General features: G+C 61.0%; 11 protein-coding genes. 2 read left to right on the top strand and 9 right to left on the bottom strand.

Annotation, left to right across the window (positions count from 1 at the left end):
- Window positions 1-13 precede the first annotated feature (13 nt).
- From ACVMDN_RS35685 to ACVMDN_RS35675, 3 genes are all read right to left on the bottom strand, one after another.
- On the bottom strand, window positions 14-1,492 hold the full coding sequence (locus tag ACVMDN_RS35685) for an oligosaccharide flippase family protein (RefSeq protein WP_244559020.1): 1,479 nt from the start codon (window positions 1,490-1,492) through the stop codon (window positions 14-16).
- 328 nt (window positions 1,493-1,820) lie between these two features.
- A complete protein-coding gene (locus ACVMDN_RS35680; RefSeq protein ID WP_076834827.1) occupies window positions 1,821-2,948 on the bottom strand; it encodes a GumC family protein in 1,128 nt (375 codons plus the stop codon).
- Between the two features lie 166 nt (window positions 2,949-3,114).
- The gene (locus ACVMDN_RS35675; protein WP_057021166.1) at window positions 3,115-4,614 is read right to left on the bottom strand and encodes an undecaprenyl-phosphate glucose phosphotransferase; all 1,500 of its coding nucleotides are present in this window, start codon (window positions 4,612-4,614) and stop codon (window positions 3,115-3,117) included.
- 179 nt (window positions 4,615-4,793) lie between these two features.
- Between ACVMDN_RS35675 and ACVMDN_RS35670 the strand changes: the two genes are divergently transcribed.
- Both ACVMDN_RS35670 and asnB read left to right on the top strand, forming a co-directional pair.
- A complete protein-coding gene (locus ACVMDN_RS35670) occupies window positions 4,794-6,173 on the top strand; it encodes a polysaccharide biosynthesis/export family protein (RefSeq protein ID WP_057021167.1) in 1,380 nt (459 codons plus the stop codon).
- A gap of 170 nt (window positions 6,174-6,343) precedes the next feature.
- Complete coding sequence (asnB, locus tag ACVMDN_RS35665; RefSeq protein WP_456843667.1) at window positions 6,344-8,137, top strand: asparagine synthase B; 1,794 nt, start codon at window positions 6,344-6,346, stop codon at window positions 8,135-8,137.
- A 226-nt stretch (window positions 8,138-8,363) separates the two neighbouring features.
- Here asnB and ACVMDN_RS35660 read toward each other — a convergent pair whose 3' ends face one another.
- The 6 genes from ACVMDN_RS35660 to ACVMDN_RS35635 form a co-directional block, all read right to left on the bottom strand.
- The gene (locus tag ACVMDN_RS35660; protein WP_141341229.1) at window positions 8,364-9,542 is read right to left on the bottom strand and encodes an acyl-CoA dehydrogenase family protein; all 1,179 of its coding nucleotides are present in this window, start codon (window positions 9,540-9,542) and stop codon (window positions 8,364-8,366) included.
- 65 nt (window positions 9,543-9,607) lie between these two features.
- Window positions 9,608-11,620, bottom strand: a complete 2,013-nt coding sequence (locus tag ACVMDN_RS35655) for a non-ribosomal peptide synthetase (protein ID WP_076834831.1) — start codon at window positions 11,618-11,620, stop codon at window positions 9,608-9,610.
- 36 nt (window positions 11,621-11,656) lie between these two features.
- A complete protein-coding gene (locus tag ACVMDN_RS35650; RefSeq protein WP_244559021.1) occupies window positions 11,657-12,697 on the bottom strand; it encodes a thioesterase domain-containing protein in 1,041 nt (346 codons plus the stop codon).
- Window positions 12,698-12,744: 47 nt separating this feature from the next.
- Complete coding sequence (locus ACVMDN_RS35645; protein WP_244559022.1) at window positions 12,745-13,656, bottom strand: 4'-phosphopantetheinyl transferase family protein; 912 nt, start codon at window positions 13,654-13,656, stop codon at window positions 12,745-12,747.
- 253 nt (window positions 13,657-13,909) lie between these two features.
- Complete coding sequence (locus ACVMDN_RS35640) at window positions 13,910-15,178, bottom strand: GNAT family N-acetyltransferase (RefSeq protein ID WP_244559023.1); 1,269 nt, start codon at window positions 15,176-15,178, stop codon at window positions 13,910-13,912.
- A 271-nt stretch (window positions 15,179-15,449) separates the two neighbouring features.
- Window positions 15,450-18,065: an AMP-binding protein gene (locus ACVMDN_RS35635; RefSeq protein WP_076834836.1), complete on the bottom strand. Its 2,616-nt coding sequence runs from the start codon at window positions 18,063-18,065 to the stop codon at window positions 15,450-15,452.
- Window positions 18,066-18,213: the final 148 nt, after the last annotated feature.

The following is an 18,213-nucleotide window of genomic DNA, read 5'->3' as shown; positions in this document are numbered from 1 at the left end:
CGAACGCATTCAACTATCTCCCCGAATCACGCACGTCGTGTCCCGACCGCCGCACGCGCGGCCGCAAGTCGAGAATGGTCGCGCCGGTTTCCGGCCGCACCGCGTCCATGAGCGGTTCGGATGGGCCTCGCCGCATTGTGCGCCTTACTAGCGCAATGAGCGTCGTGGTGGCCGTGATATCGATCCCCTCCGCGGCGTACATGTAGGCCGCTGTCCATACCCTGGTTGCCACGCCTGCGCAGGAGCCAGCAACTGCCGCTCCTAGAGCCCCAAAGGCCCAGGTCGCGCTGATCATGGCCAGGAGTCCCACGGCCCAGGTTGCTACCACGATTTGCATCGCGGCCCGCTGGTGTCCGGTCATATTCAGTGCGATAGGGCCGATGCCGAAGTATGTCGAGATTAACAGGCCGATTGCCAAGACCATCAGGACGCTGTAGGCGCGGGTGAAGTCGGCTCCGAACGTCATCAGCGCGAGGTCGCCGGCGGCCGCCAATGTTGCAACGCAGCCGAGGACGGCGACGAACGCAGCCAGTGACGCTCCTGATGTGATGCGTGTGATTTCCGCATGACGATTTTCATCGAACAAGCGTGCCATGAGGGGCGCTGCGGGTACGCAGAAAGTTGCCAGAAAGAAATCAAGCAGGAACGCGATCCGGGTGGCAGCGTAGTAATATCCGCCGGCTTCCGGGCCGACCATCACCGAGACGATGATGACATCTATCGTGCCGCCCATCACGCTGGTGATGCTGGTTACCCAGAACGGTCCCGAAGTGGAAAGGATGTCGCCAATCCGATCATTCGATCGCTTCACCGCCACGGTGAATACGTTATAGCCCTCTGCGAGGCGTCGTAGGTAACCGTTCTGAGCGGGGATCAGCGCGACCAGGATGCCGGTCGCAATCATCAGAACGTCTCCCGCCTGCAGCGGGCGGCCAAACGTCGAGAAGAGAACGCCGCTCAACAGAATGATGAGCAACCGCCACAAAACATCCTTGGTCATAAGCGCGAGGTTGACGGAACCGAGCGCGCGCCCCAACGAGCCCTGCATTTCGATCAAGGCCAATGGCAAGATCAGCAGCACGCTCGTGCAGTATTGCCACCGTCCGAATATACCATCGCGGCCGTGCGCGACGACGAACAAGAGGAGAGAGACCAGAGTAACGGCAATGCTGCCGAGACACGCCAAACGAACCTGCTTTGCAACAATCGAACCGATCTCTGGGAAACATTTCCGGACGGCGATGCTTGGTATTTCCCGCAGCACGCGAAACTGCTGGCCGAAGAGGCCGACCGTGGAGGCGACGACCGCGAATGTCATCAGCGACATGAGCGCCCCGTATTCCTCTATGGTCATCATCCGCGCAAAACTCACGCCGAAGAGGAAGGACACGGCGGCGCCCGAGCAGCGATAGACCATAGCCAGCCATGACTGCCGGAGGATATTGCTGAGCATGGTCACCGATCCGCCGGACGCCTGAAAAAAGCTCGTCATTGCGCATTCCAACGTTGGCTAACGCTACGCGACGCCCAGCGATTGTAATCGAGCTCTTCGCGGGCGGATGGTGGGTTGCGCACTGACTGAAGGTTCAAGAGCCAATTTTCCATCGTGTGGCGGATTGTCGCATGATAGAGGCCGAATGTAACTTCGTGGATGCGGAGGGCATTCGGCCCTTCCGGACTACCTACTCCGGTGGCCGTAACGAGAAACATGCTGCCTTCATCGCGATGAAGGCGGTTCGCCGACGAGCATTGTTCGACGGGTGATGTACGGGGCGTTTCAATCGAGCTTGCGGTATCGCGATCGGAGCCAATTCATGCGACTATAAGTCAGGATTGGCCTCCTTGTAGGTGTGTTGCTTCTCGACCTTGAACGAACCATCGAAATGGGGCTTGACGCCGTTCGCCTTGAGCCCCTGGACGACTGCAGTTCCTCCGGATGCGGTGGCTGCAGACCTGCGCGCGGGCGCGCGTTCCCGGTCCGACCTGTCGCGCAGCAATCCTATTCCGATCCCCAGGAGCATGCCGCCGAGGATCGCTGATCCAAGTATCAAGCGGGCGTTTGGCGAGCTGGCCGTGTAGGGGTGAGACACCCCCGTGAGCAGACGAGCCTCGAACACCGGCGCGGATTGCTGCTGCATGGCGTCCATGTAACGCAGCATCCGGAGGAAATTGTCATACGTTCTGGTGGCGGCGTCCGCCGTGGCTTCCAGTTCGCGGAGTTCGTCTTGCGTCGCTCCGGTCGATTGCGACGAGGGTGGACCTGCCCCAGCGGTGTTCGCGGGAGCCGCGACGCCATTCCTGGCCCTGTTGTAATCCGCTACGGCCTTTTTGGCAGTCGACGCCTGGCTGCTCAGTTCGTTGACACGTTCCTTGACCCATTTCTCGTTTTGCAGACCCCATTTGTATTTCGCGTCCATTTGCGTCGTGATGTAGGTCTCTACGACGGTGTCCAGGACCTGCGCTGCCCGATCGGGATCGGCGGAGCTGAAGGCGAGATCGACTATGTAGGTGAGGCCGGCGCGCTTCACCGAGAGCTTGCGCGCGAATGCTTCCATCGCATCACGCGTGACGACGTCCGTGTCCGGTCTGCTCCATCCGAGCAGCCGGGACGTCGACCGACCGAGTCGGTGCAGGACGCCGCCTGAGAATTCCGGATCCCCCGCCAAACCGAGCTTCGCGATCGCCGCGCGAGCGACGCTCTCGGACCTCAGGATTGCGACCTGACTCTCGACGGCCGTCGTTGCCGACGCCGTGTCGTTGGAAGAAGTCGTCTTGGCGTCGACGATGAGTTGCGCGGTTGCCGTAAACGTCGGAACTGCGACAACGAGATAGAGCAAGCCGGCGCCAAACATCAAGAAGCACGTCAGCAGTATGATCGAGAGGCGGCGGCGCAAGAAGGCGAGACCCTCCGCCACGAATTCGGCCGGCGAACCAAATTCAGGCGGCATCGTGTCCTGAGGTGCCGAATTGTCAGTTCTGTGAGATTGCAGCATTGTCTCGAACCTGCAGTTACTGGTGGCCTACCGAAGCCTCCGCCGATCAAACGGGAACGGGATCGACTGCAATGCCCTTGCGATCTTGCTGTACGGACTGCATGCAGCAATCGTCATCGCGCTAGAAGGCATTCCAATAGACCTTTCTGGAGAAGAGGGTCATGACGATGATCTTGAGATCGAGAAGGAATGACCAATTGTCGATGTAATAGAGGTCATGCTCGATACGACGTTGCATCTTCTCCAGGGTGTCGGTTTCGCCACGATAACCGTTGACCTGTGCCCAGCCGGTAATGCCGGGCTTGACGTTGTGACGGCGGGAGAATGACGAAATCAGCCGGGCGAAGCTCTCGTTCTGCGAGGTCGCGTGCGGACGAGGCCCGACGAGTGACATATCGCCGACCAGCACGTTGAAGAGCTGTGGAAGCTCATCGATATTGGTGTGGCGCATGAAGCGTCCCAACCGGGTCACACGTGGATCGTGTCTGGTCACCTGCTTGAAATTGTCGCCGTCCTCCGTCACGGTCATCGATCTGAATTTCAACACGCGAATAGTCTCGTTGTTGTAGCCGTGCCGCGTCTGACGAAATAGCACCGGCCCGGGCGAATCGAGCTTGATTGCGATTGGAATGATGACGAAGAGGGGACTGATGATGACAAGTCCGGCAATTGCGGCCGCGATGTCGAAGGCTCGTTTGATCGCCCGGTGGAACGGCGTCAGGGGAGACTGGAAGATGCGCATCGTCACCATGTTGCCGAATTGCGTGATGCGCGACACGGCCATGAGGTCGATTGCACCGACCGGGACGACGTGAACGTCGACCGGGAGCTCTGACAGGGCGCCGGCGAGCGCGAGGGCCGCCCGAACATCCGATTCCGAAGTCAGAATGACAATGTCATCCGCTCGCAGGGGCCGGCACTCTGCGATCAGTTCGCGGACATGGGATAGCACTTCGACCGCCCCGAAGTGCTCCGATGCCGAAGAGCCCTTGCGAAAGGTCGGCAACTCGAACGAGCGAATGGTCCGGATTCCGGTGGCGCTTACTCGTGCGGAAAAATCCAGGCAGTGGCTCGGTTCACCTATGAGGATGACGCGCCTGGCGTCGATCAGTCCGGATGCGATGGCAGGCTGCAGCAACGAGAAGCATATTGCCCGCGCGAAGAGCACCATGACGATAACGCTTGCCGCCTGGGCCATCACGGTCGCGCGCGAGTAGCCGTCCGAGATCTTGAGAAGAAATATCGTTGAGATGAAGAAGGAGAATACGAAGAAGACGGCGCTGACGCCGCTCCATAGGAAGATGTGGCGGGGCTGCGTCTGGATCCGCGAATACTGCCGGAGCCCAACGGATACGAGCAGTTGCAACGTGGCAATCAGAAGAGATTCCAGGATGTATTTGGGAGTGTCCGGATAGTCGAGCGCAAGGACCAGCCGATAATAGAGGACGGCAGCGGCAAAAGCCCCGACGGCTACGAGGAGGAACTCGGCGCCTGCCGCCAGTACCAGCAAGGCGGCCAATCTGTTCTTGCCAAGGTCAGCCGCAATCGCCTTGCGGCCAGTGACCGAATGCGCCGAACGCTCGGTAGGGGCCGGCGAATTGGTGAAAAACGCATAACTCACCGGTTACTCCCAAGCAGTCCGTCACGCAGTCCGTCCCCCTGACAAAAACATAGCATTCGGGTCAGGAGGCGGATTGGCAATAAATGGGTAGCCGGGAGTAACTACGATGGTCAGTTGAGCCGAGGCGCTGCGGGATTAGATTGTCGATCAATCCGTGAGACCGAGCCATCGAGCACGCCATGCCGCACGCCAAGCTGCGTAATTTCCTCCGCCTTGACAACCGTCGCGGTCAACCAGGCCATTGTGTCAGGTGGGGCCTGGTGGCTGTTGGCCTGACGATTTCCGCGCAGGCGAAAGCCGAATATCGAGTGAGCGTCGGAGATGTTCTGGAGGTCGCGGTAGCCGGCGTGCCGGAACTGCGGCAGCGCGCGCCCGTCCAAGTCGATGGCAATATCTCTTTGCCGCTGGTCGGGATGGTCCCGGTCGCCGGCCTGCCGTTGCAAGAGATTCGGGCCAAGGTCGGGGCCGCAATGACGAGCAAGGTCTTTCGACAGAGGACCGTGGACGGCCGCGAGGTCGTGGTCGTGATAGATGCAGATCAGGTCACGGCGATCGTTGCGGAGTACAGGCCTGTTTACGTCAACGGGGACGTGTCGAAGCCAGGGGAGTATCCTTATCGTCCCGCGAGCACCGCGCGCCAGCTCATCGCCATGGCGGGTGGCTACGACATCATGCATATCAGGATGAACAACCCGTATCTCGAGTCGGCCGACCTGAGAAGCGAGTATGGTTCGCTTTGGACAGAACTCGCCAAGGAACAGGCGCGTATGTGGCGCATCAAGAGCGAGCTCGGGGAAGGGACGCAGATCAATCCAAGCGCTTCTCTTGCCGACCTGCCGATAGCCCGGTCGGCGGTTTCGGAAATCGTCAATGCGGAAGCCGAATATCTGAAGACGAAGCAGAGTGACTATCAGCAGGAAAAGGCGTACTTGCAGCGCAGCGTTCGGCAGGGAGACGACGAGGTCCGCGTGCTGTCGGAGCAGCAAAAGAAAGATGAAGAAGGACTTCAGTCCGACGTCGAGGACCTTCAGAAAGCGACCGACCTGTTCGGCAAGGGATCGTTGATCAGCCCTCGCGTGACGGATGCGCGTCGCGCGGTTCTGCTGTCGGCGACCCGGAGGCTGCAAACCTCTGCGCAATTGCTCCAGGTCAAGAAGTTGCAAGACGAGTACGCCAGACGGTTGGCAAAGCTCGACGATCAGCGGAAGCTTGATCTGTTCCGTGAGCTGCAAGAGACCAGCTTAAAGCTCAATCAGATTCGCGAGAAACTGCAGAGCGTCGGTGAGAAGCTTCAATACACTTCGATGGTTCGATCGCAGCTCGCACGGGGAGCCGGCAGTAAGCCGGATATTGCTATTATCAGAAAGAGCGAGAAAGGGCCGGAACGGATTGTCGTGAACGAGGATGCCGAGTTGCAGCCGGGTGATACCATCGAGGTCTCGCTGCGATACCAGGATGGTCCCGACGCGGCACCCCGAAAGCTGAGCAGTTCAAACGTTCCGGTCGTGATAGGCCGGACCGACGTGACCGCGGCAGACTCGCGGCGTGACAGCAGGTGACAAAGCCGGAAGCGGCAGAGTGATCGGGATTGGCACGTCGAGAAGACACGAGCAGCCACGGAGTTTGATGCCGCTTGTCCGTATATTTTTAGCCTATGCGACGGTGTCGCCGCTTAGGCATAGGCATAGGGTAATTCCGCTTGATCTGAACCTTGAATATTTTGTGACTTTTGCCGTTCTCGATCCGCTGTTCCGCTTCGCTGCGATCTGAACTTACAGAAGGGGCAACCTCCTTGTGCGGCTTCGTTGGCATCTTTGGATTTAAAGAATCGCTCGAGACGGCGCGCGGCCGGGCGCTCGAGATGGCCAAAACGGTCAGGCACCGCGGGCCAGACTGGAGCGGCATTTATTCCAGCGACGGCGCAGTGCTCGCGCACGAGCGCCTTTCCATCGTCGACGTGGAGCACGGCGCTCAACCCCTTCTCGACGTGACCGCGGGTCGCGCTTTGGCCGTGAACGGAGAGATCTACAATCATGTCGGTTTGCGCGCGGCGCTGAAGCTGCCGCACGCATGGAAAACGAAGTCCGACTGCGAAATCATCCTGTATCTCTACGACGAGTACGGCCCTGCCGTGTGCAATATGCTGAGTGGAATCTTTGCATTTGCCCTCTTCGATGAGCGCAGTGGCGATTTCTTCGTCGCCCGAGACCACATCGGCATTGTTCCGCTTTACATCGGATGGGGCAGCGACGGCACGACTTACGTCGCGAGCGAAATGAAAGCCCTCGATGGCGTATGCGAGACGATCCGGGAGTTTCCTCCGGGACATCATTACAGCGCCAAGGCCGGAAAGTTCGTCAAGTGGTATGATCCACAGTGGGCACATACTCTTCCAAGCAGGAAGGTGTCGCTGCAGGAGCTCCGATCTTCGCTCGAAGCTGCGGTCAAGCAGCAGATGATGTGCGATGTGCCTTACGGGGTGCTTATTTCCGGCGGGCTCGACTCGTCGCTTATCGCGGCGCTCGCGGCGCGCCACCGCTTCAAGCGGATCGAGTCGGGAGAAACCGAAGAGGCATGGTGGCCGAGGCTGCACTCGTTCTCGGTCGGCCTCGAAAACTCACCTGACATGAAGCATGCGCGAGACGTCGCAGCTCACATCGGCACGGTCCATCACGAGATTGTTTTTACCGTGCAGGAAGGATTGGACGCATTGCCGGACGTGATCCGGCACCTGGAGACCTTTGACGTCACCACCATTCGTGCCGGCACGCCGATGTATCTCATGGCGCGCAAAATCAAATCAATGGGCATCAAAATGGTGTTGTCCGGAGAAGGCGCTGACGAGGTATTCGGCGGCTATCTCTACTTCCACATGGCGCCGTCAGCAGAAGAATTCCACGACGAGACTGTCCGAAAGATCTTTGCGCTCAGCAAGTATGATTGCTGTCGCGCGAACAAGGCAATGGCGGCGTGGGGGGTCGAAGCCCGTGTGCCCTTCCTGGACAAGGAATTCCTGGACTACGCAATGTCGATAAACCCCGCCGAGAAGATGTGCCCTGGCGAGAAAATCGAGAAGGGCATATTGCGGGAAGCATTTACCGATCTGTTGCCGCAAGCGATCTTGTGGCGTCAAAAGGAGCAGTTTTCCGACGGGGTAGGGTACAGCTGGATTGAAAGCTTGAAGCATCAAGCCGAGAATAAAGTCTCGGATCAGATGCTCGCAGAGGCTAGCAAGCGCTTTCCGCGGCAAACGCCGACGTCCAAAGAGGGATATTTCTACAGGACCATCTTTGATGGCATTTTCAACAACCCGACAGCCTGCCTGACTGTGCCCGTCGGTCCTTCGATCGCATGCTCCACGCCGACCGCGTTTCTTTGGTCTCAGCAATTTGCGAGCATGAATGACCCATCCGGAAGGGCCGTGAAGGGGATCCACGTTCAGGCCATTGATCATGTTCGGTCAGTTGAAAACCTCAACAGTTCGAAGGCCCCATCGGGCGAACGGGTTGCAGCGGCGGAGTGAAATCGTCCTTCAAGTGAATTTCAGATTCCACACAGCGTCGCCCGGTGTTCGGCGGAATGACGCCTGCCGGATTTCGTGGGTGAATCCGGCGCGCCATATGCTGCGTCGGTCGCCGCGACCCGGCGCGGATGCCGAGACCATTCAAAGCCCGGCCCGCCGCGCGAAGCGCCGGCACTTGGCCTTTCTGCAAGCAACGCCAGAGCGACGCCTCAACGCCGCGTCAGGATCATGACATCGATGCGACCACCTCAAGCATCACTTCGGTCGCGCCGCCGGCGATGGAGAGGACGCGGGCGTCACGCGCGACGCGCTCGATCGCGCTCTCGCGCATGACGCCCATGGCGCCGTGGAACTGCACGCAATCATACGCGACCTCGTTGACGAGCTCGCCGCAGATGGCCTTCAACATCGAGATCTCGCGCAGGCAATCGTCATCGGCCGCCATGCGCCAAGCGGTGGCATAGAGAAACCCGCGGCTTGCCTCCACTTTCGCAGAAAGCATCGCGAGCCGTTGACGGATCGCCTGCATGTCCCAAAGGACGCCCCCGAATGCCCGGCGGGTTTTCACGTAGGTGAGGGTCATGTCGATCGCTGCCTCGGCCATCCCTATCGCCATGGCGGCGAGGACAAGGCGTTCGTTCTGCAAGTTGCGCATGATTGAGTAGAAGCCTTGTCCCTCCGCGCCGAGCACGTTGTCGGCGGGGATGCGGCAGCCGTCGAAGACAAGTTCCGCCGTGTCGGAGGAGCGCCAGCCGAGCTTGTCCAGCTCGCGCGCGACGCTGAAGCCTGGCGTTCCCTTCTCGACGAGGAACATCGTGATCCCGTTGCTCCCGGCCGAGGGATCAGTCTTGGCCGCGACGCAGTAGAGATCCGCGTGGACGCCGTTTGTGATATAGAGCTTGGTGCCGTCGAGCACGAAAGAGTCGCCGTCCCGCACCGCGCGCGTGCGGATGGCTTTCACGTCCGAGCCTGCATCCGGCTCCGTGATCGCGATCGCGGTGATCACCTCGCCGCTGATAATGCCCGGCATCCAGCGCGCCCGCTGGGCTTTGGTCCCGTCGTGAAAGACGTACGAGGAAGCCATGTCGGCATGGACGAGCATCGCGTCGGCGGCGCCGCCATAGGTCGAGCGCCCGAGCTCCTCGGCGAAGACCGTTGACGCGACAGAGTCCATTTCGGCGCCACCATACTCAGCCGGGTAGCGGATGCCGAAGAAGCCGAGTTCGCCCATGCGGCGCAGGATCGAACGGGGAATGAACCCGTTCTCTTCCCATTGATCCGCGCAGGGCTTGATTTCCTCCTTGACGAACCGGCGGACCTGGTCCCGCAAGAGCTCATACTCCGCCGCCATCCAGGGCAGCTCCGGCTCTCGTGCCGCGTTCCAAGCTTTGTCCATCATCTTCATCCGATCTGCTGCGAGCCTGACTCAAAGGCTCCTGTCCCGCCCAAGACCAGGCGGAGACCTTTCGGCTAGAGTTCGACCTCCTCTCTCGGTCCCTCCGAGAGGGAAGGGGCATTGGAATCGGCCACCCAGCGCATTCCGTCGATGACTTCCGCCAGTTCGGCCAGTGTCGGCCGCTCAAAGAGGTTGCGAAGCTGCACGTCGACGCCGAAGATCTTTCGCATGCGCGACACCGCCCGCACCACCAGGAGCGACTCCCCGCCCAGTTCGAAGAAGTTGTCGTGGCGTCCGATCGACTCGAGCTTCAGGAGTTGACACCATAGAGCGGCCAGCGCCTTCTCGGTCTCTGTCGAGGGGGCGGCGAAGACCTGCGCCGGCTGGATGTTTTCCGCCGTCGGCTCGGGAAGCGATGAGCGGTCGATCTTGCCGTTGGGCGTGAGCGGCATCCGCTCGAGGCGAACGTAGTGCGTCGGAATCATGGACTCCAGCAGTTCTTCGGCGAGGTGCGCGCGCAGGTCCGCCACGGTCAGGGGTTTCGACGCAACATAGTAGGCCACAAGTCGTGCGATGCCGTCTTCGGGCGTCGACGGTTCGCCATGGCCGATTTGGGCCGTTTTTTGTGTCGCTCCTTTCGTCATCGAGGTGACGACGGCGCATTCGTGAACGTCCGGGTACTTGAGAAGCCGTGCTTCGATCTCGCCGAGTTCGATACGGGTGCCGCCGACCTTCACCTGATGATCGGCGCGGCCGAGAAATTCCAGGCGTCCTTCCGAGTTCCAGCGGGCGAGATCGCCCGTTTTATAGAGCCGCAGCTTCGAGCGCCCATCTCGGGGATCGGTGACCGTACGGAAACGCTCGTCGGTCAGATCGGGGCGATTGAAATAACCTCTCGCGAGACCGTCGCCGGCAATGAACATCTCACCGATAATCCCGGGGCCGGTGGGCTGATATTCTATGCTGAGGACGTAGATGCCCGCATTCGCGGCCGGAACGCCGATCGGCACCGATGCGGATTGATCCCGATCGGTGTCGAAACGGTGAATCATGCAGCCCACCGTGGCTTCGGTGGGTCCATACTCGTTGTAGATCTCGATAGGATGGGGAATAGCGCTGGTGATATCGCGAGCCAGCGCGGCCTTGAAGTCCTCACCGCCCACGATGAACTTGCGCAGTCTTGTGGTCTCAAGATTGCGGTCGCGGATCATCGCGAGATGAGCCGGCGTCAGCTTGATGATATCCACTGCATTGTCGTCGATCACCTTCAGCACGACCATGCTCTGCACTCCGGGATCGCCAAGATAGACCGTGATGCGGCCGCCGGTGATGAGTGGCGTAAAGAGCGTTGTGACGGTCAGGTCAAATGCGAGAGATGAGAAAAGGGGCCATGCGAGACTTTCGCCGGAACTGTACACCCGGGCGGCCCACCAGATGTAGTTCACCAGGCTTCGGTGCTCGATCTCGACGCCCTTGGGAGTGCCGGTCGAGCCGGAGGTGAAGATGATATAGGCGGCGCCGTCCGGCGTGGCAGCGGACGGTCGAGCCGAGGCCGGCTGATTCGAGATCGACGCGAGATCGGCGTCGAGTACGAGAATGTCGGCAAGGTTCGGGGGAATGCCGGAACGCAGGCGCGACTGGGTGATCGCCACGGGCGCCCGCCCGTCGGTCCCGTTGGAAATGTCCTGCAGGATTGTTGCGATACGCCCCTTCGGCGTTGCCGCATCCACCGGCACATAGGCCGCGCCGGACTTCAGCACCCCCAGGATCGCAACGACGACTTCAATGGAGTGCTCCATGAAGACAACGGCAATCCGGCCCGGGCCCACGCCGGTCGAGCTCAAATACGCGGCCATCTGGTTGGAGCGTTCGTCGAGCTGCCGGTAGGTCAGCGTTGCATCGCCAAAGCGGATCGCTTCAGCGTCAGGACTACGCGTCGTCTGGTCGCGGAAGAGATCGATGATCGTCTTGTCCGACGGATAGCGTGCCGCCGTGGCGTTGTAATCGACAACCAGCGCCTGATGATCGGAATCCTTCAGCAGGGGAAGCGCTACGCCCTCCGGCGCGATAGGTAGGACTTCGTTCATGAAATACGCTCCCGTCGGGAAAACTAAAAACGAAAATCACGTGTTCTGCTTCTGGGTTGCCTGGCGATAGAGGTCTGCGATGGCAGGTGCGTCAGGTTCCATCAGCATCGAGGCTTCGTTGCAGTCATCGGGCCCGAAGTAAAATTCGGCATGCGGCACTACTTGTAGCCATCGGTGTGGCGCGGCGCCCGATCGCAGCCAGGCTTTGTTGGGAAGGATGATGCAAACCCGACCGGAATACGGAGTGGGAGTGTAGCGCTGAAAAGCCGCGATCGCCGTGGATTTGAGCAGAGCCCTGCTCGCCAATACCGGGTCTGTCGCGACAGGCTCATTGCTCTTGCCAACGAGGGGTACGAGGGCGCGGACGTGCTCGCGCAGGCGACTGCCGAAATATCGGAGACGGGCGCCGAATGTCGGCAGCTTCGCTGTCTCATGCAGGAACGATTCCGCCTTGCCCCTGGCAATGAAATACAGCCGGCGCGGCCATTCCCCATAGGTGGTGGGGTGAAGCGGGCCAAACAGCGCAACGCATGAGACCTCGGACTCGCGCTGTCCCAGGATTCTCGCCAGTTCAAAAGCTGTTGGAGCGCCCGAGCAATAGCCGACGATGATGTACGGACCGGTCGGCTGATATTCGACGATCTGGCGGGCGAAGTACTCGGCGATATCTTCGACGCGATCCATCGGCTCGCTCTGCCCATCGAAGCCAGGCGGTTGGAGGGCGTAGAACGGTTGATCGACGCCCAGGTGCTTCGAGAGGTCCAGGAATGAGGACGGTGCCCCGACATGACCGGGGACTGCGTAAATGGGTATGCGTGTGCCGCGAGACTGCAACGGAACGATTGCAGACGGTTGCTTGGCCGCGGCCGTGGCCATGTTCAGAAACGCGATGATCTCGCCCTTCCGCCCCTGCAACTGATCGCGAAGCTCCGCCGTCAGCGCGCCGGCCGGGGCGTTGCAGCGCAGCCGGTCGCCATCCACCCAGACCTTGATGTCCTTGACCGCGAGGTCTGCGAGCAGCTCCGAAAACTGCATCACGTGCGCTGACATCGGGCTTTTCATCGATGAAGCTGACATTTCCTGTTCCGTGCGCCATCGCGGTGACTTCGACTCCGGATGACAGTTTATTTCCGGACGACCACGCTCCCAACATATCCAGGTTGCGGTACGAAGCTTCGGACAGCCCAATCCCTTTCATCCCAGGAAATCGGCTGTCCCAAGCCACACCCCAGCGCCTTGGAGACAGCCTCCAGCCGGGTCCAACGCTGGAGGAAGCCTTCCAGCCGGTCTTCCGGATCGAGGGCGGCGTAGGACTCGTATTCGGAGGTGGAAAGGCAGAGCGCTGCGATCTCGTCCGCTTCGGGCACAGGGAGGATTGCCTCGATGTCCACGCCGACCTCTTGCCTGATCGAGAGGGCGATGACCGCTACTTCTCCAGATCGCGAGGCGCTGAAGCGCACGTCGCGGGCGGGCATGCGGCGGGAGAGGTGGGGTTTGCCCAGCCGTCCATATTCCAGCTCGATCTCTGAAGGCGAAATTCTCAGTCTGGAAGCGAGGACCTGGCGCAGCTGCCCGCGGCTAACAATGAAGCGGCGGCGATCGCGCTCCAATCTCAATCCCGCGGCGCGCCGATGTTCTTCCTCGTTGAGGCAAGCGCTTAGCTCCCGGATGACGTCCTGCTCCACATGGAGCATGAATGCCAGGACCTCCAGACCATCATGCTCGAGAACCGGCGTGATGACCCCGGGTCTCAGCTCAACTGCTTTGTCCAAAAAGCTCAAAGGGGCGGTGCCGGCTCCGCGAGCCCCACATTCAAGTTTGCGATAGCCTCGCCCGTCAAAGGAACGACTATTTTCCCACTCGCTCTGTTCACAGGCACCCGTGCGAAAAGCCATCACAACTTGCTTTCTATTAGCCTCGATCCGGATTGCCGCCGGTAGGTTGCGAACGGTATTGCGATGGGCATTCGAGCGGACTGCTGATTGAAATTTTAATCGCGCACCGCCATGGCTCAATGGACCATCGTAATTACCCATTTTTTGCCAGTTCCCGTCCGGTGCCACGGATCGGACTGCTTGAGTTGAGTGACCTGGTGGCAAAGTGCCGCGTCCTTCCGCCAAAAGCGCAAGCGGGGGAATATTCCTGGGGGAATCGGACCGCTAGACGGTCAATGGATGCAGTCCAGGCGTCAGCGCCTGCCCCGGCCGGCAGTCAGAGGGGGAGAAGCACCGACATGGCCACATCGCTGACCTGGACATTGGTTCTCGCCAAGGAGCCCAAACCGATCGACTAGGAGCCAGCCCCGAATACGGAATACAGAGCCGCGGTCTTTTTTGGAAGATTCGTGGCAATGGTCCGTAGCATCCGCTTGGCACTGCGGAGCTTGGCCTCGATGTGGCGCTCTGGACTGTCTCTGCCGACAGCGATCCACGCCATGGCCTGCTCCCTGTTGGCCAGATGGGACTTGTGCCCGCCGCCACCGGCCAGGAAGTCGTAGCCGCTTTCCCCGCGTGCAATGCTGTCCTCAATAGCCAGCACATGGCTGACGAGCCCGGGCTTGAGCCGGCTATCGCTCTCATAGAGAAAGCCGCTCTGGTAGTTCAGGACACGGCCGTCATGCACGAAATTGTACACGACCCCAATTGTCTCGTTCCCAACCAGCGTCCGTGAGATACGAACGGCCCCCGTCGGGACTCCGCGCGCAATCAGCTCCTCGTGAAACGGACGGAAGCCGGGATTGGCGAAGGCTCCCCTGCGTCCCCATCGCGACCGATGAAAGTCGCCCAGCAATTCGAATGCGGCGAGGGCCTCCGTCGTCGTTTCCATGATCCGGAGTTCAACGGGGCCGCGTTCGGCATACAGCCGCATGGCGCGGTTTACGGCCTGGCGCGTACTGCGGCCCAATGTGGCGCGATAATCCCCCCCGCGCTGGCGGACCGGGGCAAAATCGACCCACAATGCCGCATCAGCTTTTTTCACCTCGGTCACGAGCCCGGCCCGGCCTGCGGCGCGACTGGCAGTCGCCTCAAGGTCCGGATCAATTCCGGAGAGCACCAGCTGATCCGAGCGGTGCAAGCGGGACGTCAACGCATTGAGGCCTGCGGATATGATGGCATCGGATTGCTCTGCAAGAATACCGTTGTACTCGATGAACAATCGGTCGAAGCGAGTATCTCCCGTTTCATTGAGCAGCCAGCGCGTCCGCGCATGCGGCCCGAGACTCCACGCCCTCCGCCGGCAAATAATCGCCAGGCCAACGATCTTGCCTGATGACCGGGCCACGAGGACGTGTGGTCGCGCGCCATCCGGGATATGCCGCACCCAAGTGCCGATCCAGAGCCAGGACAGGAAGAACGAGTGAGTCACTCGCGCTTCGAGCTCCTTCCATGAGGATTCAAGCCACGCAATGCTCTCCAGGGCATCCAGGCTGACATCGGTAACCGTCTCAGGCATGCTTTCCCGTTCCAACGCCAGAGGGCTGAACGCGCGATGTGACGGGAATACCGAAGGATCGAGCTGCAATGTTCGCGCAAGATCCGATGATGGATGGCTCGTCACGCGCGGATATCCCTCTGGCAGACACGTCCTGGCGTCTCTGACCGTTGTCTCGGCGAAGGCCGATCACGGCAACTATATCCGGAATTCGATCGAGGTGCGGACCCTTTCTGGTTACCCACGGTAGCTGCTTGTGCCAGCGCAGCAACTGTGCCGAGGTGAAGCTGTGATCGACCGGGTTCGAGGCGGGTGCAGCGCGGTCCGGCCTTCGGCGTCCGACGGCCTCGATGCTCCGCCCGCTCATCGGGGCGTGTCATGGCTGACGTCCGATTTCTCACGTGGCGCTCGATCCCGAGGCGAGTTTTTCAAATCTCCGCCGCAGGTGATCCACGAGCAGTTCCGCACCGATCAACAGGCAGCCCGGATGTCCGCCAGGCACCTGTATCAATTCCAGTTGAGAGCTGAGATGCCGCCACGCTCGGCCATCGTGGTCGGCCGCGTAAAAGGCTACCGGGATCTCGAGCGGCGCCGGACAATACCGCGCCATAGCGATTGAATGAGCGTCCCACAACGCCGTTGGAATTTCGACCTTCGCGGTCGCAGGCTGTTCGTTCGCCGGAAGCTTCAGGTATCGCTCCAGTCTCACCATTTGCTCGAAGGTCCAACGCAGGAGATAAGGCGAAACCAGCGGCTTCAGCAGCCCCAGGATCGCCCGCGGCATTGGACGGGCACTGACGGTCGGCGGGTCTACCATCGTAACCAAATCAACCGTGTGGCCGGCAGCCATCAGCTGGCGGGCCACTTCGAACGCCACCATGGCGCCATTGCACTTGCCGCCCAGAAGAAAGGGACCGCTCGCTTGCCTTGCCAGGATGAACGGCAGGCGGTCGGCGGCCATCGCCTCGATCGAGCCCGGAATCGGCTCGCCATGAAGCCCGTGGGGATTGATCGAGATGATCGGATAATCCGGCCCCAGAAGCTCTACCACCCGCCGCACGCTCGCGTGGCCGCTGACAAGATCGCCGTTGAAGAAGTACAGCGGAGACCGCGTGCCAGGCGCATGGGGCTGGAAGAACGGCGTCGTCCACGTGTCCGTTGGTGCGGAAACCCTTGCGGCAAATTGCCGGACGGTTTCTGCCCCGAACATGATGGTTTCCGGCACGGGATAGCCGACGAGCCGCTCGACCTCGATCAGCATCTCCATCGCGAGAAGGGAGTCTCCGCCGCTGGCAAAAAAATCATCGTCAACGGTCACGGCCTCGTTCTTGAGCAGCCTGCGCCAGAGGGTCAGCAACTCGGCTTCCAAATCCAACGGCCCGTTCGCGACGGGCGCCGGCGTCGTCGCCTCGTGCCCCCGTGGCCGGTCGACCAGCTCGCGCAGACGTCGCCGCTGAACCTTTCCCGTCACCCCCTTCGGCAGATGGTCGAGCGTCAGAATGCGTCTCGGAATCTTGAACGAGGCCAGCTCGCGTTGAAGGAACAGGCGAAGCTCCGCAGCGCTCGCCTGCGCGCCGCGATGAGGGACGATGGCGACTGCGACGTCCTCGCCCAGGCGCGGATGCGAGATCGCGAAGGCCGCAGCTTCGGCGATGGCCGAATGTCGCAATAGCGCGGCCTCGATCTCGGCGGGAGAAATCTTCTCACCACCGCGATTGATCAGCTCGCTCAGGCGGCCGTGCAGCGAAAGGAAGCCGTCTTCGTCGAGGCTGCCGATATCGCCGGTGCGAAACCAACCCTTCGTGAAAGCGGCTTGATTGAGTTCCGGCGCATCGAGATAGCCCGACGTCACGGTCGGTCCACGAATCCAGATCTCTCCGCGCTCGCCGGCTGCCAGGGGATGTCCATCCTCGCCAACGATGGCCACGGTATCGGGCCAGGGTCTTCCGCAGGTGCCCGGCCTGTTCGGACCGGGCGGCAGCTGGTTGGCGGCGATCTGGGCCGCCTCGCTGGAACCGTAATGCTCCAGCACCGGCACGCCGAGAGCGTGTTGCAGGTCGTCCTGCACGGCCCTCGCGAGCGGCGCGCCGCCCGACATGGCGAACCGCAAAGTGTGCGCCGGCTGTGCATTCTCGAGGCTTCGTGCCTTGTCCAGCACCGTGGTGTGAAGCGTCGGGCCTGCCGAGTACCAGGTCGGCCGCAAGACATCGAACCACTCATCGAGTGCGACGACGGCACTGTTCGCCGGGATGGCAATGCTGCCTCCCGTCAGCAACGGCGTGAAGACCGTCACTTTGAGCCCATGGGAATAGTAGGGGGGCGACACGCTCAGGCATCGGTCCCGGGACGTGAGGCCGAACCAGGCCTGAAGGCGTTCGGCCGCCGCCAGCATATTGTCATGGCTGAACGGAATGAGCTTCGGCTGCGCGGTCGTGCCCGACGTCTGCAAAATGAAGGCGGGGGAGCGCGGATCCGGCTCGGCGTCGATGGCAGGGGAGCCGGCAACTTGCACGGCGATCTCGAGCCCAAGCTGGCCCTGTCCGACCGGAGCGGCTTCTATGACGGCAAGCGTTCTGCGGGCTGCGGCCTGGCGAGCTTCAGGGGCACTGCCCTGCAGCACAACGAGGGCGCTCAAGTTCAGCATGTCGAGACGCTGCTCGATTTCAGGCTGGGAAAGGCGTGGGTCGAGAGGAACCGCGACGCTACAGCAGGCGACTGCCACGATGGCGAGAACCGCCTCCGGGCCGTTCGGCATCAAGACCCCGATCCGGGTATTACAATCGAAACCGGCCAAGCGCAGCCGCCGGCGGATTGCGTTCAACTGGCGTTCAAGACCGTTGTATGTCAGGGGCTCGAAAGCGCTCGAGACGATCGCCGGCTGGTTCGGAAACCGACTGGCAGTTCGACCTATGACCTGGCTTATTGTGAGCCGGGCTTCCGACTCCCCATGGTCGCGAGCGTGGAAGCTCTCGGAACACATGGTGGCGGCAGGCGTCTCGTTGTCCAGAAGCATTCCGTCCTACCTTGAACAACGTAAGTCGGCTCGCACAACCATAGCCCGCCGCTCCCGAAGATGCCTTGCCGTACAGCAAGTGAAGCTAGCAATTAAGGATTAGCCAATATTCGGTGCGTCATCCTGCCATCCTGCCGATTGCGACCAT

It is taken from the genome of Bradyrhizobium sp. USDA 4510 (assembly GCF_054059095.1).
The sequence above is the reverse complement of the archived record's forward strand: the minus strand, read 5'-3'. Positions and strand labels throughout refer to the sequence as shown.